The organism is Flavobacterium sp. 83, from assembly GCF_000744835.1.
GTDB lineage: Bacteria > Bacteroidota > Bacteroidia > Flavobacteriales > Flavobacteriaceae > Flavobacterium.
Window position 1 is genome coordinate 3,201,443 of sequence record NZ_JQMS01000001.1, and the last position, 24,642, is coordinate 3,226,084.

At 31.8% G+C, this 24,642-nt stretch carries 16 protein-coding genes and 1 pseudogene; 9 read left to right on the top strand and 8 right to left on the bottom strand.

Annotated elements, in window-relative coordinates:
- Positions 1-91 precede the first annotated feature (91 nt).
- The 3 genes from gap to T410_RS13905 all read right to left on the bottom strand — a co-directional run bounded on the left by gap (position 92) and on the right by T410_RS13905 (position 6,948).
- A complete protein-coding gene (gap, locus tag T410_RS13895) occupies positions 92-1,096 on the bottom strand; it encodes a type I glyceraldehyde-3-phosphate dehydrogenase (protein WP_035672828.1) in 1,005 nt (334 codons plus the stop codon).
- A gap of 74 nt (positions 1,097-1,170) precedes the next feature.
- Positions 1,171-2,157, bottom strand: a complete 987-nt coding sequence (gene pfkA / locus T410_RS13900; RefSeq protein WP_035672830.1) for a 6-phosphofructokinase — start codon at positions 2,155-2,157, stop codon at positions 1,171-1,173.
- A 363-nt stretch (positions 2,158-2,520) separates the two neighbouring features.
- Positions 2,521-6,948, bottom strand: a complete 4,428-nt coding sequence (locus T410_RS13905; RefSeq protein ID WP_035672832.1) for a translocation/assembly module TamB domain-containing protein — start codon at positions 6,946-6,948, stop codon at positions 2,521-2,523.
- Between the two features lie 211 nt (positions 6,949-7,159).
- Between T410_RS13905 and tsaD the strand changes: the two genes are divergently transcribed.
- The 8 genes from tsaD (at position 7,160) to T410_RS13945 (ending at position 14,883) form a co-directional block, all read left to right on the top strand.
- A complete protein-coding gene (tsaD, locus tag T410_RS13910; RefSeq protein ID WP_035672834.1) occupies positions 7,160-8,182 on the top strand; it encodes a tRNA (adenosine(37)-N6)-threonylcarbamoyltransferase complex transferase subunit TsaD in 1,023 nt (340 codons plus the stop codon).
- 3 nt (positions 8,183-8,185) lie between these two features.
- Entirely contained in the window at positions 8,186-8,893 is a 708-nt protein-coding gene (locus tag T410_RS13915; RefSeq protein ID WP_035672837.1) for a 16S rRNA (uracil(1498)-N(3))-methyltransferase, read from the top strand.
- 26 nt (positions 8,894-8,919) lie between these two features.
- Complete coding sequence (locus T410_RS13920) at positions 8,920-9,558, top strand: DUF4159 domain-containing protein (RefSeq protein WP_035672840.1); 639 nt, start codon at positions 8,920-8,922, stop codon at positions 9,556-9,558.
- A gap of 297 nt (positions 9,559-9,855) precedes the next feature.
- Entirely contained in the window at positions 9,856-10,806 is a 951-nt protein-coding gene (locus T410_RS13925; RefSeq protein WP_035672843.1) for a zinc metalloprotease, read from the top strand.
- Between the two features lie 206 nt (positions 10,807-11,012).
- Complete coding sequence (locus T410_RS13930) at positions 11,013-11,963, top strand: zinc metalloprotease (protein ID WP_035672845.1); 951 nt, start codon at positions 11,013-11,015, stop codon at positions 11,961-11,963.
- A gap of 75 nt (positions 11,964-12,038) precedes the next feature.
- Complete coding sequence (locus T410_RS13935) at positions 12,039-13,130, top strand: AI-2E family transporter (protein WP_035672848.1); 1,092 nt, start codon at positions 12,039-12,041, stop codon at positions 13,128-13,130.
- Positions 13,131-13,132: 2 nt separating this feature from the next.
- Positions 13,133-14,314, top strand: a complete 1,182-nt coding sequence (locus T410_RS13940; RefSeq protein WP_035672851.1) for an SAM-dependent methyltransferase — start codon at positions 13,133-13,135, stop codon at positions 14,312-14,314.
- A gap of 2 nt (positions 14,315-14,316) precedes the next feature.
- On the top strand, positions 14,317-14,883 hold the full coding sequence (locus tag T410_RS13945; protein WP_035672854.1) for a hypothetical protein: 567 nt from the start codon (positions 14,317-14,319) through the stop codon (positions 14,881-14,883).
- Between the two features lies 1 nt (position 14,884).
- Here the strand turns inward: T410_RS13945 and T410_RS13950 are convergent, their stop codons facing one another.
- On the bottom strand, positions 14,885-15,544 hold the full coding sequence (locus tag T410_RS13950; protein ID WP_035672856.1) for a M15 family metallopeptidase: 660 nt from the start codon (positions 15,542-15,544) through the stop codon (positions 14,885-14,887).
- Positions 15,545-15,698: 154 nt separating this feature from the next.
- Between T410_RS13950 and T410_RS17265 the strand changes: the two are divergent.
- Positions 15,699-15,997: pseudogene (locus tag T410_RS17265) on the top strand (transposase); the annotation flags it as partial.
- Between the two features lie 261 nt (positions 15,998-16,258).
- Here T410_RS17265 and T410_RS13955 read toward each other — a convergent pair.
- From T410_RS13955 to T410_RS17125, 4 genes are all read right to left on the bottom strand, one after another.
- Positions 16,259-19,393 carry a glycoside hydrolase family 2 TIM barrel-domain containing protein gene (locus tag T410_RS13955; protein ID WP_035672859.1) on the bottom strand — a complete coding sequence of 1,045 codons (3,135 nt, stop codon included), beginning with the start codon at positions 19,391-19,393 and terminating at the stop codon, positions 16,259-16,261.
- Between the two features lie 164 nt (positions 19,394-19,557).
- A complete protein-coding gene (locus T410_RS13960) occupies positions 19,558-21,075 on the bottom strand; it encodes a RagB/SusD family nutrient uptake outer membrane protein (RefSeq protein ID WP_035672862.1) in 1,518 nt (505 codons plus the stop codon).
- A gap of 11 nt (positions 21,076-21,086) precedes the next feature.
- On the bottom strand, positions 21,087-24,161 hold the full coding sequence (locus T410_RS13965; RefSeq protein WP_051929431.1) for a TonB-dependent receptor: 3,075 nt from the start codon (positions 24,159-24,161) through the stop codon (positions 21,087-21,089).
- 227 nt (positions 24,162-24,388) lie between these two features.
- Positions 24,389-24,535: a hypothetical protein gene (locus T410_RS17125; RefSeq protein ID WP_238567382.1), complete on the bottom strand. Its 147-nt coding sequence runs from the start codon at positions 24,533-24,535 to the stop codon at positions 24,389-24,391.
- Positions 24,536-24,642: the final 107 nt, after the last annotated feature.

A 24,642-nucleotide genomic window follows, 5' to 3' on the forward strand; every position in this document is an offset into this window, starting at 1 on the left:
TTTATGCAGTGTGAAATTTGCATTTTAAAAAGTGCACAAAAAATAAAGTCCCGTTAAATATAATATAACGGGACTTTGTAAATATAAAGAATTATTTTAAACCTGCAATATGTACAGATAAATCAATTAATTTGCTAGAATAACCATATTCATTATCATACCAAGAGATGATTTTGAAGAAAGTAGAGTTCAATCCAATTCCAGCATTAGCATCAATAATAGATGTTCTTGAATCAGAAACGAAATCTTGAGAAACAACTAAATCTTCAGTATATCCTAAGATACCTTTCATTGTAGTCTCAGAAGCATTTTTCAATACAGCCATGATTTCTTCGTAAGTAGTTTCTTTTTCAACTTTTACAGTTAAATCAACTACAGAAACATCAGTTGTAGGAACACGCATTGACATACCTGTTAATTTTCCGTTCAATGAAGGAATAACTTTCCCTACCGCTTTAGCAGCACCTGTAGAAGATGGGATGATATTACATGAAGCAGCACGTCCACCTCTCCAGTCTTTTCTAGAAGGACCATCAGTAGTCATTTGAGTAGAAGTTGTTGCGTGAACAGTAGTCATTAACGCTTCAACAATTCCAAAGTTATCATTAATAACTTTAGCTAATGGAGCTAAACAGTTAGTAGTACAAGATGCATTAGAAACAACCATATCAGTTGCTAAAGCTTCCTCATGATTTACTCCCATTACAAACATTGGAGCATCAGCAGAAGGAGCTGAAATAATTACTTTTTTAGCACCACCTTTAATGTGCTCATTTGCAGTTTCAATAGTTGTGAAGAAACCAGTACATTCAGCAACTACATCAACATCAACTTCATTCCATTTTAAATCTGCAGGATTTCTTTCAGCAGTAATACGAATATTTTTTCCGTTTACAAAAAGTTTTCCATCTATAACTTCAACAGTTCCATTGAAACGACCGTGAACTGAATCATATTTTAATAAGTATGCTAAATGATCTACATCTAACAAATCATTTATAGCTACAACTTCTACATTATCTCTGTTGAAAGACTCTCTGAATACAATTCTTCCAATTCTTCCAAAACCGTTTATTCCTAATTTTACTTTTGACATTTTACTTTAATTTTTGTTTGTATTTATTTAACTTATATAAAGTCTAATTTCCTCACAATAAACTTTAACGATTTCTATGTTGACATTATATCAGAAACTCTTAATAATTCTCTATCAATTTCTGTTTTACCTTTTATAGCTTGTTCTAATGGCGTTAGAGCGACTTTGTCACTTTGTAAACCAACCATGTAATTTGATTTGCCTTCCAATAATGATTCAACAGCTTTTACTCCTAATCTACTAGCTAAAACTCTATCGAAACATGATGGAGAACCACCACGTTGCATATGACCCAGAACAGAAACTCTAACATCATACTCCGGTAAATTAGCTTCAACATAATCCTTTAACTCGAATACGTTTTTACCAATTTTATCGCCTTCAGCAATAACAACGATACTGGATGATTTCCCTGAAGCTTTACTTTTTTGTAATGATTCTAATAATCTTTCCAATCCTAAATCTTCTTCCGGAATCAAAATTTCCTCAGCTCCTGCTCCAATACCAGCATTTAATGCGATATGTCCTGCATCCCTTCCCATTACCTCTACAAAGAATAAACGGTTATGCGAACTTGCAGTATCTCTAATTTTATCAATTACATCTACTACTGTATTTAAGGCTGTATCATAACCTAAAGTATGACTTGTTCCAAATATATCATTATCAATAGTACCTGGAATTCCCATAACTGGAAAATTAAATTCGGTATTAAATATCAAACCTCCAGTAAAAGTACCATCACCTCCGATTACAACTAGAGCATCAATTCCAGCTTTTAAAAGATGTTCATGAGCTTTTTTTCTTCCTTCTGGAGTCCTAAATTCTGTAGATCGAGCTGATTTTAAAATCGTCCCTCCTTTATTTACAATGTTGTTTACACTTCGTGGTCCCATTTCTTTGAAGTCTCCTTCAATCATTCCTTGGTATCCTCTGTATATTCCTATGCATTCTATATTATGATAAGCACATGTCCTAACGACTGATCGAATTGCTGCATTCATTCCTGGTGAATCTCCACCCGAGGTTAGAACACCGACTTTTTTTATTGTTTTTGGCATTATTTAAGTATTAAAGTGTAAAATTAGCAAACATTCAGCACTTTTAAAGCTGCATTTTTTATAAATTAGTAAACAGCCTCAAATTCAAACGTTTTCGTTAATAAGTTTTTAAAAAACCAAAAAAAAACCGTTTTATTTAACAAAATTAAAAAAAAATCAATTATTACTTGATAATTAACAATTAATAGGATTTTATCTTTGAAATTTAGAAAAAGTTAAAACTCATCATAAAAGACGAAAATTAAAAAAATTAAAAAAAAATTATCACAATTTATTTATAAAAATTTCAAGCTTAATTATAACAAAACATTATAAACTACTAATTATTAAAATTTTATATTTCAAACTTAAAATATAAAAAGATTAATCCTCATTAGGAATAACTGCTTCTTGATTCGTTTTTAGCTTTTCTGTCGTCGGTTTTTTAGGTTTCGAAAAGTTTATATAATCTGGAGATAAATTAGAATCCTGGTCCTCACTAGTAGGCTTGATTTCTCTATCCAGTTTATGTTTTTTAAATATTTTATTAACGAATTCTTTAAAAGTATCAAAATCGACCTCATATGAAACACCTAAACCTTGAGTATAACCTATTCCTTGACCTATATAATTAATATCGTTTTCTTTATTAAAAAGACGTAAATTCATAGTTCCATCTTCATTAACCCTATATAAAACCTCTAAATCTCCTACAATTGCTGATTCATTTATTCCTCCAAATGGCACCCCAACTTTTCCATTAATAGTAATTCTTTCATTAATTTTAGATGAAATCGTAGCAACAAATCTTCCATCTGTTTCTCTACCAATTCTTTTATCGGCACCTATAAAATTAATTCCAACTTTAAATTTTTCATTATCAGATTGAATAATACCACCCAAAATACTAGTTGCCGTTTCAAATAAACTACCTGAAAAATCAGATTGATTCACTCCTTCAGGACTTAAAAAACCACCCGATGATAATAAGTATAATGCTTGTGTTTGTCTGACATCCTTATCGTTTAATTTATACTGAATTTCAGATTTCAGAACATTACTGACGGTTGGAAATTCAATATTAAAATCTGGCTCCGGGCTCGTTAAATCTCCTCGTAGACCTATCACAACTTCAACAGGAACTTTAGTATTGAAAGAAGAATTTTCTAATAATACCGCAGGATTTGCCGTTGTTTTATAAACCGCTTCCAAATTTAATTGTGCTTTCATTGGATTCCCTTCCCATGAAATTGAACCACCTTTTTTTACAGCAAACTTCTTATCAATCAATCCACCATATTTAAAATTATAAGTTCCTTCATAAGCTTGGAAATCTCCCCACATATTAAATTTACCCAAGGTATTTATCTTAAACAATAAAGACCCAAAACCCTTTCCTTTCATTCCATGTCCGGTATTCCTATCTAAAATAACTTCTACTTCTGCATTTGGGGTTATATCAAAATCAAACTCTAATTCTAAGCCATTATAATTTCTAGTACTCTCATAGATTCCTTTTTGAATATTATATTTTTCTTTAGCTGTAACGAAATGAATAAAGGTATTATCACTAACACTTTCTGCATTATTAATTGGTATTTTTATTGCAGTTCCTTTTTCAGATTTTGCATCTACTTTGATAAATAAAGAATTTGTAAGTCCCTTTATCGTGGCAATACCATCTATAAAAGCAGTACCATAATAAGCCGCATCTTCGCTGTCTTTTGTATCTAAAGCTACTAGATTTTTTGAATTAATGGCTAAATCTAATTTCCAATCACCAAAATTATGATGACTAATACTTCCATTTAAAGTTCCTTTTGTCCCGTACTTAGTATCGGTTAGTGTATTATTTCTAAACAAAAACTTCTCATCAGCCAAGTCAACAATTGTTTTATCTTTTAATTCATAATCTACATTCAGATAAGGAATAGTCATTCCAGCATTATCTACATAAAGACGTCCATTTATTTCCGGTTTATTAAGATTTCCTTGAATCGTTGAATTACCAGATACAAAACCCCTGATATTTGACAAAACCTCACCTCCCAAAGAACTTAATACTCCTAAATTAAATTTCTCGAATTTCAGTTTTAAATCCAGAATTGTTTCTTTATCTACAATTTCAAAATCCCCATCGGCATTGAAAGATTGAAAATTTTCATTTTCGAGACTAGAATTTATAGTGAATTTTTTAAACCTTTCATCCCCCTCAATATCAAAGTTTAAAACACCTAAATCTGTTTTGTTCAAATTCAAATGGTCAATTATTATGGATGCAGTAGGTTGGTAAACATTTTTGTTTTGTTTATAATTTACTTCTCCATTAATATTACCATTAAAGACGAACTTTTCATTATCAGGAGTAATTTTATTTAGATCAACATCTTTAAAACTTAGCTTTAAATCTTTAAAGGATGTACCCCTTAAATCCCCTTTCAATGAAATTTCCTGATTTTCATGTGACAAAATGATATTATCGATATTGAAATTTTTAAAAACCTTATCAAAAACAATTTGATTATCAGGTGCCTCATTAGCATTCAAAAACCACAAATAATCTTTAAATTTAACTTCAGATTTACTAATCCCAACAACATTTTTATTGGCAGCATTTATAGTATGATATAAATTTAAATTATAATAATCTTCCCCCTTGGCTCCTCCTTTAAATTCAGAACGAAAGTATAACGTATCTTTCATTGTAATATTTATCAAACTAAAATCTCGAATTTTATAGTATTTATTCTTAATACTATCTAATTCTATATAAGCATTGTATAGCGGATTTTTATTATCCACAGCTATTCTAATGTTGTCAAAAGTATTGTTTGCAGCTACAATTTGTGGTGAATTGAAATTAAGTTTAAACTCTTGATTATCCGAATTAATATTCCCTTTCACTATAGTGTTAGCACCAATAGAAATATCCGGATAAAAAATTTCAATGATTTTATTATAAATTGTAAAATCAAATTTCAGAAACTGTCCTTTTTTTACTTTATTTGGTTTATAATTTGTGTAAAGACTACCTAATGAATTAGTCACCATATTTTTCAATTGACTAAATTCATATTTACCCACAATCTGACCTTGAATAATATCTGGAGAATTTACAGTTATTGTTCTAACTTTATTTTGATCAAAAATTGAGCTTATTGCAAAATCATCAAAACGGTACATTCCTTTTACATTTTGATATGAAGTCGCGTTAATAAATAAATTTCCTTGCAAATTCTCTATAGTATTCCCCGAAGCCTGGACAACAACATCTCCTTTGAATACTGAAATAGAATCTTTTACAAAATTCAATTTATGTAAATCAGCATTTACAACATTAATATGAAAATCATAACGGCTGTCTTTTTTACTCAAATCTAACAAGCCATCAAAAGTCATATTCAAATTAGGATCATTTACAGAAATTTGACCTTTATAATTCGGCATTTTAAAAACACCGTTAACAACAATATTATTATAGGTATAATTATTATAATCAATTTTAGTAACATCTCCTTTTATGGATGTATCCAAGTATTTTTCCTTAAAACCTTTTCCGTCAACATCAATATTCATGCTGACTTTCCCAAAGTCTTTTCGTTCGAATAAAGTCCCAATATCAAAATCTTCCAAAACAACTTTACCTGCATAAGATGCTTTATCGATTTCATCTATATTGTTCATTTTCAAATCAGATTGCACTTTCCCCAATGCTGTGGACATTGAAAAACTGGCATTTATTGCAGTTGTAGTGATTTCAGCAATACCAACAGCATTGAATTTTCCTAATTTTTTTAATGTTGTAGGTAATTTTTTCCCAAGAATATCTGGAAGAATAACAATCAGATTATCATAACTGGAGGACAGTTTATTGAACTTTCCATACATATAAAATTTTTGACCCATTTTAGCAAAAAGGTTCTTGAAGTTTACATTACCTTTAATCTGAGTTTTCCTAGAATCAACTAAATTTAAGTTTGTTACTTTTAAATCATTAAGTGTACCTTTTATAATAGCTTTAGTGTAAAAATGTTGATTTCTGCCTAATTCTTTATAAAAATAACGAATATCATTAGAAGCCAGCGATGCTTTATCAAGCTTAACATCAAACTGAACTTTATCAGTAAAATTAGAGAAATCTTCAATTTTATATTTTAAAGAAACAGTTCCTTTTAGTTTAGACTCCTTAGTCAACAAATCTAATTTATCTAATTTAATTTGTTTTTTTGTGTAACTGAATATTGAACTTAAATTGACTACATACAAACCCCGATGATCTAAAAATGACATTTTATGAATTGTAGTATTCACATCCGGACCATATAATTTAAAATCAGTAATGTAAGCATTCAGTTTAGTAAAATCGACATCTTTAGGAACTTCTCTGTTTTCATCTGTTAAAATAAAATGTCCATTAGTAATGTACGCGTCTTGGGCAGTCAGCAAAAAATGCCTACCGGTAGACTTACTCGTCCCGAAAGCATTTATAAATTTATCTAAATTAGTTTCCTTTTCGTTTTTATACGTTTTCAAGTTAAACAATACCCCATCCAATCGTAATTCACCAAAAATTAAGTCTCCATCGAGTAATTTTTTTCCGTCGAGAATACTCGTTTTAATTCTGTTGGAATAAATCAGAGTATCCTTATGATGATCCAAAATTAAGACTTTTTTGAATTTCACACCTCCAAAAGCAGATACTGCAACTTCATCAATTGCAATGTTGATTCCAAAATCTTTATTAATACTCCGAACAAAATATTGAGCAATTTTTGTTTGGATAAAAGGCGTAGAAAGAGCTATACCAAGCACCAATAAAAGTAGGATTAGTCCAAGCAGAGAACGAAATACTATTTTTTTAAATTTTTTGATACTTATATAATGTTTTAATTTTTTATAAAAATTTATTTTGCCACTACAAACATCAGTCGCTTTAATAAAAATTCTTTAATTTTGCTTTTTTATGTAAAAAAACATTTTTCACATAGGATTGTCAAATATAATTCAAAATTTGTGCCTTTTTATGCAAAATTCCGAGGTTTTTATTCTTGCTATCGAAAGTTCTTGCGATGATACGGCAGCAGCTGTTTTAAAAGAAGACAAAGTACTATCAAATATCGTAGCTAATCAATTGATTCACAATCAATATGGCGGTGTAGTTCCAGAATTAGCTTCACGGGCACATCAACAAAATATAGTGCCAGTTATTGATGCTGCACTTAAAAAAGCAAATATACAAAAAGAACAGTTGTCCGCAATTGCTTTTACGCAAGGACCTGGATTAATGGGGTCGCTTTTAGTAGGAAGCTCGTTTGCTAAATCATTGGCGTTGGCCTTAAAAATCCCATTAATTGCCGTAAATCATATGCATGCCCACATTTTGGCACATTTTATTCATGAAGAAGGATTTGAAAAGCCTACCTTTCCCTTTTTGGCATTGACCATAAGTGGCGGACATACCCAGATTGTGAGAGTGAATGATTTCTTTGATATGACAATTATTGGAGAAACCACTGATGATGCCGTAGGAGAAGCTTTTGATAAAAGTGCAAAAATACTTGGGCTGCCATATCCAGGCGGTCCTTTGATAGATAAATATGCACAATTAGGAAACCCAAAAGCTTTCGCTTTTACAAAGCCTAAAGTTCCAGGATTAGATTTTAGTTTTTCAGGTTTAAAAACCGCTATTTTATATTTTATTCAAAAGAAAAAAATAGAGAATCCTAATTTTATAGATGAAAATCTAAATGATATTTGTGCCTCAATTCAATATACAATTATTGAAATTTTGATGGATAAATTAAAACTGGCTGTAAAGGAAACAGGAATAAAACAAATTGCAATTGGTGGAGGTGTTTCGGCCAATTCTGGAATAAGAAATACTTTGGCGGAAGCCCAAAATAAATACGGCTGGAAAACATTTATTCCTAAATTTGAGTACACCACGGATAATGCTGCAATGATTGGAATTGTAGGTTACCAAAAATTTTTAAATGAAAAATTTGAAGCTTCATCTGTCGTTTCTAAAGCAAGAATACAATTCTAAATTATGCAATTATTTTATAATCCAAATATAGACGAAACTACTGAAACCTTTTCTTTTGACAAAGAAGAAAGCAAACATATAATTAAAGTGTTACGCAAAAAAGATAGCGATATTCTATTTGTAACCAATGGTTTAGGAGATTTATTTAAAACTGAAATAACTTTAGCATCTGACAATAAATGTACCGTAAAAATTATTTCTTTTGAAAAATCTACAGCTCCTAAATTTCATTTACATTTAGTGGTTGCTCCCACTAAAATGAACGATCGTTTCGAATGGTTTTTAGAAAAAGCTACTGAAATTGGAATCCATGAAATCACCCCGATTATTTGTGATCGTTCGGAACGAAAAGTAATCAATACCGAAAGATTTGATAAAATTTTACTGACTGCAATGAAGCAATCTAATGTATTATTTCTTCCTAAATTGAATAATGCTATATCATTCAAAGATTTTATGAAACAGAAACAGGACGGAGTAAATTTTATTGCACATTGCGAGGAAACCGATAAAAAATCTTTAAAGTCAGTTTTAAAACCTAATGAAAATGTAACAATACTCATTGGTCCTGAAGGAGATTTTACTGAAAAAGAAATTGAATTAGCACTTGATTCTAATTACATCCCCGTTTCTTTAGGAAATACCCGTTTAAGAACTGAAACTGCAGCAATTGTTGCCTGTCATAGTGTTGTTTTTGTTAATGAAAATTAAGAATTAATGATCCCGAATTTATAGTTATGAAAAAAATATATTATTTATTACTATTAATTTCTGTCACTTCATTTGCACAAGAAATTGCATTATTAAAATATAGCGGAGGTGGTGATTGGTATGCAAATCCTACTTCATTACCTAATTTGATAAAATATTGCAATACCAACATCAATACCAAAATAAAATCTAAGCCAGGAACAGTTGAACCCGGAAGTCCGGATTTACTTTCCTATCCATTCGTTCACATGACCGGACACGGAAATGTTGTTTTTAGCGATGCCGAAGTCATCAATCTCAGAAATTATTTACTCGCGGGAGGCTTTCTTCATATTGATGACAATTATGGAATGGATCAATACATTAGAAAACAAATCAAGAAACTATTTCCAAATACTGATTTAGTCGAAATCCCTTCAAACCATGCTATTTTTCAAAAACCATATCTTTTCTCTCATGGATTACCAAAAATTCACGAGCATGATGGAAAACGACCACAAGCTTTTGGAATTTTTGTAGAAAATAAATTGGTACTTCTCTACACTTTCGAATGCGATTTAGGTGATGGCTGGGAAGATCCTGAGGTCCATAACGATCCAGCTGATATTCGTGAAAAAGCTTTAAAAATGGGAGCAAACATTGTGAATTATATTTTCAATAATTGAAAATCTGAACCAAAATAGACTAACTTTTAGTTTTAATTATAACATTACTTATTCTCTACAATCCAATACTACTTTTTCGAATTAATATTGCTTGTTATTTTTCAGACTATTTTTTAGGTAATCTCTGAATTATCACTTTAGAAATCTATGGACAACTTTAGTGAAAATTACCAACTATATCGTTATAGTTAATTTTTTTATTTTTTTTATAAAAATTTGTTTTATCAAATAATTTGTTATAAAATTGCATTATTATTAACCCAAATCATTTTTTTATAACAAAAAACCAGTATTATTATGAAAAAAATCCTTTTAACTGCAACAGCATTTTTAATGCTATTCTCATGTCAAAATGACCAATCAGAATCAACCGTATCAGCAACAAATGCTATTGCACGCCGTTCATGTGCTTCACAAGATGTATTAACGGAGCAATTGAAAGCAGATCCTACATTAGCTTTAAGAATGAACCAAATTGAAGCTTTTACCCAAAAATCGATGTTAACTAACCGTTTAGTAAATGGTAAAGTAGTAATTCCAGTAGTAGTAAATGTATTGTACAAAACTGCAGCTGAAAATATCTCTGATGCGCAAATACAATCTCAAATCGATGTATTGAACAAAGATTACACTGCTACAAACCCAGATTTTAGCAATATTCCTGCTGAGTTTGCTGGTGTTGCTGCAAATGTGGGTATTACTTTCGAATTAGTAAAGATCAATAGAAAATCAACAACTAAGACTTCATGGGGAACTAGAGACGCTATGAAAAAAACAAAACAAGGAGGATTAGATCCTACTTCACCTGCTACAACTTTAAATATGTGGGCTTGTACAATTGGTGGCGGAATATTAGGATACGCACAATTTCCTGGAGGTTCTTCAGCAACCGATGGAGTTGTTATCGATTCTAATTATTTTGGATTATCAAGCGCTGCAAGTTATCCTTATAATTTAGGAAGAACTGCATCTCATGAAGTTGGTCACTGGATGAACCTTAGACATATTTGGGGCGATGCATCTTGTGGAGACGATTTAGTTTCTGATACTCCAGTTCACAAAACTTCTAACTTTGGCGTACCAACTTACCCATACGTAAGCACTTGTTTACCATCTCATAATGAGATGACTATGAATTATATGGATTACACTGACGATAGAGGAATGTTTATGTTCACAAATGGCCAAAAAGCAAGAATGACTGCTTTATTCGTTTCTGGTGGAGCTAGATCAGGTTTCGGAATATAATTTTTTTTTTAGTTTTTTTTAGATTTTAAAACTCGCTACTTGTTAGCGAGTTTTTTTTGAGCATATCTTTTAGAAATTATTTTCTCTAATGTTAATAATCGAGCAACAATTTAAAGCTTATAAATTTATTTTTAATAAATAATAATCGTAAATTGCTTAATTATTTAACTGACAAACAGTATTTTACAATCTAAAAGACTACTATTATGAAAAAAATTATTTTAATTGCAACAGCATTTTTGATGTTATTTTCTTGTCAAAATGACCAAACAGAATTAACTCCCCATTCGACAAACGCTATTGCTAGACGAACATGTGCTTCACAAGATGTTTTGGCAGAACAATTGAAGGCTGATCCTACATTAGCATTAAGAATGAATCAAATTGAAGCTTTTACACAAAAAACAATGTTAACGAACCGTTTAGTTAATGGTAAAATAGTAATTCCCGTTGTTGTAAACGTATTGTACAGAACACCCGCAGAAAACATATCTGATGCTCAGATACAATCGCAAATTGATGTATTGAATAAAGATTATACAGCAACGAATTCTGATTTTAAGAGTATTCCTATTGAATTTTCAGGTGTAGCGGCAAATATTGGTATCACCTTTGAGTTAGTAAATACGATTAGAAAAGCTACTACAAAAACATCTTGGGGAACAAGAGATGCAATGAAGAACTCTAAAAAAGGAGGTATTAATCCAACTTCACCTTCTACAACGCTAAATATATGGGCTTGTACTATAGGAGGTGGCATTTTAGGATATGCACAATTTCCTGGAGGTTCTTCAGCAACTGACGGAGTAGTTATCGATTCTTTCTATTTTGGCTTATCAAGCGCTGCTAGTTATCCATACAATTTAGGCAGAACTGCATCTCATGAAGTAGGTCACTGGATGAACCTTAGACATATATGGGGTGATGCTTCATGTGGGAATGATTTAGTTTCTGATACACCAGTTCATAAAACTGCAAACTTTGGTAACCCAGTATATCCTTATTTAAGCCCTTGTTTGCCAACCCATAACGAAATGACTATGAATTATATGGATTATACTGATGACAGAGGAATGTATATGTTTACCAATGGTCAAAAATTAAGAATGTCTGCTTTATTTGTTTCTGGTGGAGCCAGAGCAGGCTTTGGTATATAATTTTTCAGATTTTAGAATTTAAAACTCGCTAAGATGTAGCGAGTTTTTTTTATCTTTATATCCTAAAAAATATAAATGATTTCTTCAAAAATTATAGCTAATGGAATTTTAAGAGCAATAAGCATTATCGTTTTGATTGCTTTATCTCTTTATTTTCTATATCAAATTCAATCGGTACTTATTTACCTAATAGTTGCATTAATTCTTACATTAATTGGAAACCCAATATTAGATTTTTTTAAAGGAAGATTAAAATTCAAACACGTATTTGCTACAATTGCAACATTATTGATTTTTGTTCTTATTATAGTTGGATTTATCATGCTGTTTATTCCTTTGATTTCATCACAGGGTCAAAATTTATCACTTTTAAATACTATAGAAATTGAAAAAAACATACTTCAATTAATTAACCAAATATCCTCATTTTTAGAAAGTCATAATATTGATTCCGCTAAAATGCTAAAGGAATCTAACATTACTTCTAAAATAAATTTTAATTTTATTCCAAATTTTATAAATGCAGTTTTAGGTACAATTAGTAGTTTTGGAATGGGATTGGCTTCTGTACTTTTTATTACTTTCTTCTTTTTAAAAGACCGATTATTATTTAAAAATGGAGCTAAAAAATTAATTCCAGACAGCCATGAAGATCAAATATTAAATTCTTTAGAAAAAATAAATCACTTATTATCCCGCTACTTTATTGGATTACTACTTCAATTATTTATAGTATTTATTTTATACCTAATTGTACTAATAATTTTTGGTGTTCCAAATGCAATTGTCATCGCCTTTTTATGCGCTGTTTTAAATATCATACCCTATATTGGCCCATTAATTGCTTCCATTTTAGCTGCTATTTTAACTATGATGAGCAATTTAGGAAGTGATTTTCAAACCGTAATATTACCTATGACAATTTATGTTTTAATTGGTTTCTGGATTGTACAAATCATAGATAATAATCTGTCTCAACCTATTATTTTTTCAAAAAGTGTAAGCTCACATCCATTAGAAATCTTTCTTGTTATATTAATCGCAGGCTTCCTTTTTGGAATTCTAGGAATGATAATAGCAGTTCCCTTATATACGATTATAAAGGTTATAGGTAAGGAATTCTTCCCGGAAAACAACATAATTCAACTATTAACTAAAGATATTTAATCTTGGATTTAAAAATTCTAAATCCCGAAATTCAAGAATTTATAGGGAAAAATATTGGAAACTCAATTTCTAAATTAGCGCTTCAAAAAAATCCCTTTCCTAATTTGGATTGGATTTCTGTTTTAAATCAAATTGAAGCTAAAACTAAAGCAAAAGAGAAACTACCCAGCTGGTTTAGCACCAAAAATATTATTTATCCAAGTAAAATCTCAATTGAACAGACTTCATCTGAAAAAACAGCTTCTTATAAAGCTTCAATCATTTCGGGAGAAGGTCTAATTGATTTAACTGGAGGTTTTGGTGTGGATGATTACTATTTTGCAAAAAAAATAAAAACTGTAGTTCATTGCGAAATCAATTCAGAACTGTCGTTCCTTGTAAAACATAATTTCGAACAATTAAATGTTTCGAATATCAGTTGCTATTCAGGAGATAGTTTACATACTCTAAATACTTTAAATAAAAACTGGGACTGGATCTATATTGATCCTTCACGAAGAAATGATGCTAAAGGAAAAGTATTCATGCTCAAAGATTGCTTGCCTAATGTTCCTGAAAATCTAGACTTTTATTTTAAGAATTCGAATGCTATTTTAATAAAAACTGCTCCTCTGCTTGACATCTCAGCAGGATTATTAGAATTGCAAAATGTTAAAACGATTCATATAATAGCGCTCGAAAACGAAGTAAAAGAACTGTTATGGGAATTGCACAAAGACTATTCTGGAAATATAAATATAAAAACAATTAATCTTTTAAAAGACAAGAACGAAACATTCGACTTTGTTTTGGGTGATCATACTAAATTACCTGATTTCAGTTTGCCTCAGAAGTATTTATATGAACCTAATAGCGCCATAATGAAATCTGGTGGGTTTGATGAAGTAAGTTCATTTTACAACCTAAACAAGCTTCATAAACACTCTCATTTATACACTTCGCTTGAATTAATATCCTTTCCTGGACGAGTTTTTGAAATTAAAAACACATTTGCTTATAGCAAAACGGAAATGAAAACGTATTTAGAAAATACAAAAGCGAATATTACTACCCGAAACTTTCCAGATACTGTTGATACTATTAGAAAAAAATGGAAAATAAAAGATGGTGGAAATGTATATTGTTTTTTTACAACTGATGAAAATAACCATAAAATAGTTTTAATTTGCACCAAAATATCATAAAAATGAAACCACTAATTACTGCAATACTTTTATTCTTAAGCTTTAACCTATTTGCTCAAAAAACATGTGAATATAGCGTAAACGTCACCGATTCTTTGGGAACTTATAAATTGACAAAGGAATACATGATTAGTGAGAAAAATTTCGCCGGAAACTCAAGCTATATCTTTTATTCATTAGCCTTAACAGATGGTTTACCAACATTGAACCTACAATTGATCCAAAAAAGTAAAGACTTCTTGAAAGCGAATTGTTTTGACAAAAATTCAAAATTGTTTTTGCAGTTAAATAATGGAAAAATAATAACGCTATTACATATCGATCAAGAGAATTGTGGGACACTTATTCGTGATGATAAAGGTTATGACAATAGAGTGATTTCAGGTCAATTTATGTTTATGAAAGATAGCTTTGAAGAATTAAAAAATTCTCCTCTATCAATGATGAGAATTAAATATCTAACAGACACTGAAGATTACGTTCTTAGAAAAGAATTTAAATCGGAATTAAACAATGAGGTTTATCAACCAGAAACTTACTTTATCAATAACATCCATTGCATAGAATAAGTCAATTACAATCCCATTTGAAATTAGAAACATTCTCTTTTAAAGCAGATCTTAGGTTATAATGCCACCATTCTGAATCAAAAGAATTAAACCCTTTTTGAGTCATTATTTTTTTTAGTAATATTCTGTTTTGTTTGATTTTTTCTGAGACATTTAGATATTTATGACTGGCTTCAATTCCAAAATAATCAAAAGAAGTCCCCATATCCAGTTCCTTTTCGTCCCTGTCAACTAGAGTAATATCTACTGCTCCTCCTCTATTATGGATGGAACCTTTAGTAGGATTGGCTACATATTCCGGGTTAGAAACAATTTTCCACATTTTTTTCTGAATATCCAAAGGGCGGTAGCAATCAAAAATTTTGATTTTATAGCCTTTCTTTATGAATTTTTTATTGGCTTCAACAAGCGCAGTAACGGTTTTTAATCGTAAAAAACATGCTGCACAATCATATACTTTAGCTTTTAAGAAATTATCTATTGTCGCATACTTCATGTCATACACAAAATCCTCACTATAATCTTTTAAATTTACAAAGGTCGTATCATTGATAATTGGACCATTTTTATCTTCAATAGCAGAAATAGTCGTTTGTGATTTACAAGAAATAAGACAAAAAAGAGAACAAAAAATTAGAAACGGTTTAAAATAAAAAGTCATGAATACTATTTTTTTATAAAAATAGGATAATAAAAGGAGTTATCAATGCATCTTAAAAACAAAAAACCGGATACTAATTGAAGTATCGATTTTTGGGAACCTTTGGGACAAAATTCGAACCTTTATTGGAAGATTTAAAGCTTTTGAGTGATGAGATGCGAAATATTCTTTTGCAATCAAATCCTGGCGTGACAATTGGGATCAACTAACAATGTTTTTTGACTTCCCAACCGAAATTATAAAAATTTTAAACTACAAATTTAATTGAAAATCTTAATGCTAAAATCCGAAAATACACTAAAAATAAAATGTCATTACCAACGGATGCTGCCGTATTGAAATCTGTGTATTTGCTATAAGAGAAGTAACCAAAAAACAGGGAATCCTATTCGAAATTGGGGAATAGTTTTAAACCAATTTACCCTTATATTTGACAAAAGGCTCCGATTATAAAATCGAAGCCATAACTTTTTAACTTACACACTTTTTGGGATAGTGTTTATATTTAGTCGGTTTCGCGAACCTTATGGTACAAAATTCGAATTTTTTATTCAAAGATTTAAAACTCTTAACCTATTGTTTCGAATAAATAGAGATCCCCTAACAATATGTTTTAAAGTTTAACGTAAGTTGGTTTATTTAAATCATAGCCTAACTTTTTCTCTATTTTTTAACATCCATTCCAAAAAACGTCCAAGTTTTTTTACAACTGTTTTATTTCTTTTTAGGTTTAATAACAAAACCGTAATTATATTCTTTATTTTTCAATTGGTACTGTTCGTGTGGCATAGCGCCCCAACTGTTGTCTCCTCCAACACCTCTTTGAGCTAAATCAACACAAATTACAACTTCATTTCGTGGTGTAATATCATTAGTATGACGGTATTTTTTAGTCAAACCCGGATCGAAATCTTCAGGATAATTATGTAATGCACTTACTCCTAATGGTTGTAAACCTTCAATTTCAATTCCATTTCCTGAATTATTTGTAAGTGTTAACCAACGAACATCCGTTTTATATCCATTCTCTTGAGGACGTGTGTAAGGAACATATTGATCGGCAACTTTACTTTGGTAAATCCCTTTCAAAGAAGAGGTGTTTCTATCTTGATAATTCTCCCAAGGTCCTCGTCCGTAGTAACTAAAATTATCCAAGTCTTTTTTGAGAGAGAACAACATCCCAAAACGAGGCATTTCGGCCAATGGATTATTTCCTGCTTTGAATGAGTTCTGTATTGTTAAACTACCGTCAGCCTCCATTGTGTAAGTAATGGTATAATAAGATGCGACATCTTTTAAGAAAAGGCGAGCCACTACTATTGTTTTACCGGCTACTTCTTTAACATCCATAGTATCCAAACTACTAAATCTTCCTACAGTTCTCCATACATTACTGCTTACTTGCATGTAATTCCCAAAATCATTATCCGTTGGAGCACGCCAAAAATTAGGAACTGGCATTTGATTGAAAAAATAGTCTCCATTAGATTTATATTGTTGCATTAAACCCGTTTTCTTATTTATGGTGACTTCAACTCCAGCGGCACTAAGAGTTACAGTGTTTTGAGTATCTTTAACTGTAGCATTTGTACCAGCAGCGGCTGCTTTGACAAAATACTTAGCCTCTCCAATTGAAAACTGTTCACGTGCTACTTCAAAATTTTGAGGTAACACTTCCGTACCTTCTTTTGTGTATGCAAAAATATTTAAAAGATATTCCACTCCATCTTCCGTAGCCACTTTTGGCAATTCAAGCTGAACCTGTTTCTTGGATTGTGGCGCAAGAGCGACAGCAACAGTTCCTGTTTTGATAACTATCCCGTTTTTTAGCACTTCATATTTGAAACGATATTTATCAAGATTAGTATAACTAAATCCATTTTCTACCTGAATAATTCCTCTTTTCAAATCAACACCAGAAAATAAAATATCCTGATACACTTTTTTCACTTCAAAAGCACCCGGATGCGGGGTACGGTCCGGCCAAACTAATCCATTATGACAAAAATTTTCGTCATTGGTATAATTTTGACTTCCCATATCACCACCATAAGCCCAATATTTACGTCCTACTTCATCAGTCATTTCAAATCCCTGATCTACCCAATCCCAGATAAATCCTCCTTGCATATTTTTACTGCTGTGAATAACATCCCAATATTCTTGAAAATTACCGCTGCTATTTCCCATCGCATGAGAGTATTCACACATAATAAACGGACGTTTTACATCTTTGCGTTTGGCATACTCTTTCATGTAATCCATACTTGGATACATTGGACAAACAACATCAGTATTCTCTTGTTCTCCTGCTTGCTCAAATTGAACCAATCGTGTTTTATCTCTATTCTTTATCCAATTATAAGCCTCTTGAAAAACAGGTCCGTTTCCACATTCATTCCCCAAAGACCAAAGAATAACCGAAGGTTGATTTTTGTCGCGTTCCACTAAGCTAAAAATACGATCCATGTGCGCAGCTTTCCACTCCGGAAGATAAGCAGGATGTTTTGTTTTATCAAAAGAACCTTGCAATTCAGCTCCCATCCCATGGCTTTCAATATTAGCCTCGTCTACTAAGAACAAACCATATTTATTGCATAATTTAACCCACATTAAGTTATTTGGGTAATGACTGCAACGCACCACATTAATATTAAGTTGTTTCATTAACTTAATATCTTTCATCATGGTTTCTTTATCCTGATAATGTCCCGTTTTAGGGTTATGTTCATGAATATTGACACCGTGAACCATAATTCGAATACCGTTGACCAATAATTGTCCGTTCTTCAATTCTACTTTTCGGAAACCGATTTGCGTAGCAACCGTTTCAATAAATTTTCCATTTTCATCCTTTAGCGTAAGCAACAAAGAATAAAGATTTGGTGTTTCATTACTCCATAATTTAGGTGCGGAGACATTTTGCGTAAAAGTGGTTGATTCAAATGAATTAGCTCCTACATTAATTTTTATTGTTTTCTTAAAAACTTCTTTCCCGTTTGTGTCTACTAATTTAGCTTCAACAATCTGGTTGTTTTTACCAACCCCATTCATGTTCTTCAATTTAACATCAACAGACAGGCTGCCGTTTTTATAGGAAGCATCAAGATCAGGGCGTGCAAAGAAATCAGCAATACGGGTATTAGTTGTACTGTAAAGATAAACATCGCGGTCAATTCCTGACAAACGCCAAAAATCCTGATCCTCTAAATAAGAACCATCACTCCAACGATACACCTCAACAGCAACCTGATTTTTACCAGCTTTTACATACTTAGTTATATCAAATTCTGTTGGACTTTTTGTATTTTCACTATACCCTACTTTTTCTCCATTTACCCAAATATACATCGCTGAAGTTCCTGCTTCAAAATGAAGGTAAACACGGCGTCCGTTCCAGTTTTCTGGCAGCTCGAAAGCACGTCGGTAAGACCCCACTGGATTGTCCGCATGATTAATAAACGGTGGATTTTTGACAAATGGATATGTAATATTAGTATAAATAGGAATTCCATACCCATCTAATTCCCAGTTGGACGGTACTGCAATTTCTTTCCAATTGGTAGTATTGAAATCTGTTTTATAGAAATCCATTGGACGTTCAGCTGGTGTTGGTGACCAATTAAATTTCCACTTTCCGTCTAAAGTCAGAAACCAAGGAGAGCGCGTATAATCATCAGCAATAGCAGATGATTCATCAGCATAAGGCAAAAATGCCGCTCTGGCAGGTTCTCTATTAATCTGAAATATAGCTGGATTTTCCCAATCATTAGTTGTTGGCTTTTCTTGTGCTGACACAACCAAAGAAATAAGGGTAAAAATGCAGGATAAAACTGTTGCTTTTTTCATATATAATGAATTTTTAAGATCGAATTACTTTTATCTGATAAACTCAACTTAAAGCTATCTGATGTTTATAAGAGATGACAAATGATTAATTCGTTATATACAACGCATTAACCATTTGTCAAGTTCTTATTTTAATCTTTATTAATTAAAAGGTATAACCCATATTACCAATTGGCATTTTGTGTCATTTTTGGGTTGTTATTCAACTCACTTTCCGGAATAGGAAAGTAGTTGTATTTAGCCGAGTAATTAAGATAGCCGCCAACTTGACTGGCTTTGATTACTTTTTCTAAAGTACCCCATCTTCTTAAATCATACCAGTGAATCCCTTCACGAGCAAATTCAATATTTCTTTGGTGCATAATCTCATCCATCATTTGGGTTTGATTCCATCCAGTCATTGTGATAGCAGCTAATTTTGCTCTGTCTCTTATTCTTTTTACTAAAGGTATCGCTTCAGCAACTTTTCCTTGCATTGTTTTTGCTTCAGCAAGCATTAAAAGAACATCAGCATAACGCATTGCATATTCATTCAATTCAGATTTCCAATCCCCTTCATCATTATTCCACCAGTTTTGGTTTTTTCTAATCCAAATGGCATTAGCTCCAAACTTTGTTGCAAAATCAGAATTATAATAGGTACTACCCGGATAGTTCCAAGCCAAAGTCGCAAGAGCTCTAGGATCAAAATTATTATCAGCTGTTTTTTCCTTAGTCATAGCATCCAATAATACTTTCGTAGGCAACAACTCAAACCAACCTCCAACTTCACCTGGTGCTAATTCTTGCGCCATAGTAGTTGCTCTAGTTCTTTCGGATGGATTTCCACCCCAAATTGTAGCACCACCTTGTCTGCTGAATTGAATTTCAAACACTGATTCTTTACTGTTTTCATGTTTGCCATCAAATAATTGTGCATAATCATCCAAAAGTCCAAACCCATTTGCAGATTCGTTATTAACCAATTTAGAAAATTGCTCTTCAGCTTTTGCCCAATCTTTTAAATACAAATACGATTTTCCAAGGTAAGCGATTGCTGTATTTTTAGTTACTCTGCCTTTTAAAGCGGAAGGATAGATTTCAGGTAGTGGACTTGTTGCAGCCGCTTGAAAATCAGCAATTACTTGTTTCCACACTTCCTCTTCTGTTGACTTTTCTTTAAAATAATCTGCTGATTCTTTTACTAAATCAGTGAAAATTGGCACACTCCCAAATTCATTTACCAAATTAAAATAATTCAATCCTCTAAGAAACGTAGCCTCAGCAACTATTTGCGCTCTTTTTGTTTCATCAATGTTCTTGATTTGAGGAGCATAATTAATTACTTGATTAGCACGAAATATACCTATATACATCGCTTTATACATCCCGGTAGTTTCACTTGTACTAGGTGTATTTTTATAGCTGGAAACGGCATAACGACCTGGAACATCATTTCTTGCAACAAAATTTTCGGTTCTGTTTTCTTTCAACTGCATTGCTTGTATTTCCCAATAACCTGCATTATTGTTATCTACTAATACATTGTAAACAGTCGCTAATCCAGACTCCAAGTCCTCAGGAGTTTGCCAGAAAGAACCGGTTGTTACTTTACTAGGGTTTTGTAATTCTAAGTTATCTGAACAAGAACTAAATAAAGCAAGTCCTCCTACAAAGTATAATATAATTAATTTCTTTTTCATTTTTCGTTGATTTAAAAGTTAAGTTGCATACCAAAAATAATAGTCTTGCTTAATGGATACGATTTATAATCGATTCCTCTACCTCCAAGTCCATCAGCCGAAACATCTGGATTGTATCCTGTGTATTTAGTAGCAGTAAAAAGATTATCACCTGCAACATAGAATCGACATTTGTCAATTGCTAATTTTTGACTTAAGTCATTAGGAAAAGTATATCCTAATTGAATCGTTTTTAGTCTAAGATAAGATCCATTTTCAAGAAAACGATCGGAGTAATCAGCACCATTATCATTTGGATCATCAATATTTAATCTTGGGAAATTAGAGTTTGGATTAAAAGTAAATGAATTTAACGTTGAACTAGCATAATTTGTATTTGCTTTTACTGTTGCTAAGTCCGTATTATTTCCATTATATATTTCATTTCCTTGAACCCCTTGAAGAGCAAGAGTCATATCAATTCCTTTCCAATCTGCTTGAAGACGGAATCCGTATTCAAAATCAGGAAAAGCACTACCTCTAAATTGTCTGTCTCCAGCATCAATTTTTCCGTCTCCATTAAAATCAACATATCTTATGTCCCCAATTTGAGCTCTTGGCTGAATAGGATTTCCGTTTAAATTATGTGCATCCAATTCCTCTTGAGTTCTGAATAAACCGTCAGTTTTAACAAGGAAAAAAGAATAAATAGGATATCCTACTTTACTGTAAGTCACTGCTGATCCATGAAATGACCCACTAGAACCTGCAAGAATCTGACTTCCAGTACTCAATTCTTCAACACGGTTTTTTACACTTGAAATATTAGAAGTTATAGAGAAATTAACCTCTCCAACTTTTTGATTAAGCGTTAAACCCATCTCAAAACCTTTATTTGAAACCTTACCTGCATTAGTATAAGGGTCATTACTAGAACCTACTGACAATGGAATTGGCACACGTAAAAGTAAATCAGAAGTGTTTTTTTGGAAGTAATCAAAAGTATAATCTAACTTACCATTCCATAAACCTAAATCAAAACCAACATTGGCTGTTGAGGTTGATTCCCATTTTAATCCAATCGCAGGATAATCTGTTTGAATGTTACCTATCCAAAGTGTATTTGGTTCTCCTGTACCGTAACTTATACCTGATGTAATTGATCCAAGATACTGATAATCTCCAATTTCTTGATTTCCTAAGATACCATAACTAGTCCGTATTTTGAATTCAGATACAGGCAAGTTTAGGTTTTTGAAAAACTGTTCTTTTCCTATTCCCCATGCTGCAGAAATTGACGGGAAATTTCCCCATTTATTTTCTGGGCTAAAACGAGAGGATCCATCACGTCTAAAAGTTGCCGTAAGAATATATTTGTTATCAAACGAATATATCGCACGTCCAAGATAAGAAATCAATTTATTCTCAGTAGCATACCCTGAAATAGCCGGTTGTTCAGCACCTGCCAAAACAAATATACCATCAGGCATACCTTGAACAGAACCTGAAATAGAACGAAAATTATTTTCATAAATAGTATGTCCTACCAATAAGTTTACCGAATGTTTACCAAATTTTTTAGAATAGTTTAAAGTATTTTCTATTTGATAGTATTGGTTTAACTCACTTCCTTCCGCTAAAGTATTTTTCAAATTCTTGAAGAATCCACCCACTTCATAACGAGGCGTATAGTTATAACTTTTATGTTCAGAAGCAGTTACCCCTACATTTAATTTATATTTAAAACCATCAAAGAAACTTGCTTCAGCATACGTATTAATCAATGCTTGGTAATAATCATTTTTAACATCAAAAAGATTCAAAGCTGCCACTGGATTGAATATATCCGTAACCGCACCTGATGCTCCACCATATCCCCCAACTGCATTTTCATTATAAATTGCAAATCCTGGAATCATAGAAATAGCAGCTCCAAGAATATTTCTTCCTTGTCCTGGTATTCCTGGTAAATCATTTCTTTTTTCTTTGGTCAACATTACTGTTTCTCCAATTTTAAAAATACCCTTTTTATAATCCGATTTAACTCTTAAGTTAACACGGTCATAATTAGTTTCCTTGATAACTCCTTCTTGGTTAAAGTAGCTCAAAGACATATTGTATTTTAAATTATCTGAACCTCCGGAAAGTCCTAATGAATAGTTTTGTGTAGGAGCATCTCTGAAAATTTCATTCTGCCAATTAATTCCTGCACCAGGAACCTGAGGGTTTAATGCAATGTCCAATGGTGCTTTTCCTGCCGCGCTATATGCTGCATTACTTACCTTTGCCCATTGTTCTTGATTTAATAAATCAAGTTTTTTAGTCACACTGGCAATACCATAAAATGAATCAAAGCTCACTTTCATTTCTCCTTTTTTCCCGCTTTTAGTGGTAATCAAAATCACACCATTTGCCGCTCTTGAGCCATAAATTGCAGCCGCAGAAGCATCTTTCAACACTTGAATTGATTCGATGTCATTTGGGTTAAGGTTATTCATTGAGGCAACAGCAATATCATCAACTAATATCAAAGGATTGTTATTGTTTAATGATCCTGCACCTCTAATCTGAATTCTGGTTCCAGAACCTGGGGCACCACCGGCAGACTCTACAGTAACACCCGCAATTTTACCTTGTATTGCACTCCCTAAATTTGTGTTACTTTGAGAATCCAATTGTGCAGCTTTTAACCCTCCAACAGCTCCTGTCAAATCACTTTTCTTAACAGTTCCGTATCCAATAACTACTACTTCATCTAAGGTGTTATTCTCTTCTTTAAGTGAAACATTAACTACTTTTCTACCCGCAATAGCTTCTTCTACTTTAGTGTAACCAATGTAAGTAAAAACTAGTGTGGCATTAGGATCAGCTACATTTAATTTATAATTTCCATCACCGTCAGTCATGGTTGCATTTGTCGTTCCTTTGACAGCCACAGAAGCACCAATTACGGTTTGAGATGTTTTTTGATCTACAACAGATCCTATGATAGTGTTTTGAGCCTGCAAACTAATACACGACGTCAAAATAATTATTGACAGAGTCAGTTTAGATGTTAAGAATGTTTTGATTCTTAACAGCTGATTTACGTTCTTAATGCTTTTCATAAATTCATGGTTTTTAAAAATTGGTTGGTTAATATTTATTTTTATTTAATTCTCCTTTTAAGAAGAAACAAAAGATTAGTGGTACTTCTTAAAAAATAAAGAAATTGAAATTAAGCTTGAAATCAATTCATCCGAAATTTTTACTATATTTTGTTTCATTTACAAGCTATGCTGATAATCAAGTGCTGATACGTTTTTCAAAATTTCAGTACTTTTACTTTAGGTACTTATTTTGCTTTAACAGTAACCTCAACTGGTTTTAACCAATTACTGGTGAATTTTACTGATATAGGTTCATTCCCTCCTGTTGCCTGAATGTAAGCTACATGATGTTCGTGAAATACTCTCTGAACATTATCAGCATAATTACCCATATCTGTATTATTCTCTGCTTCTAATCCTAATAAAATACCTAAACCACTTACTTTACAAGTATCTACTTGTTAGTAATCTAAATCCAATTAAGAGGAATCAATGCAAG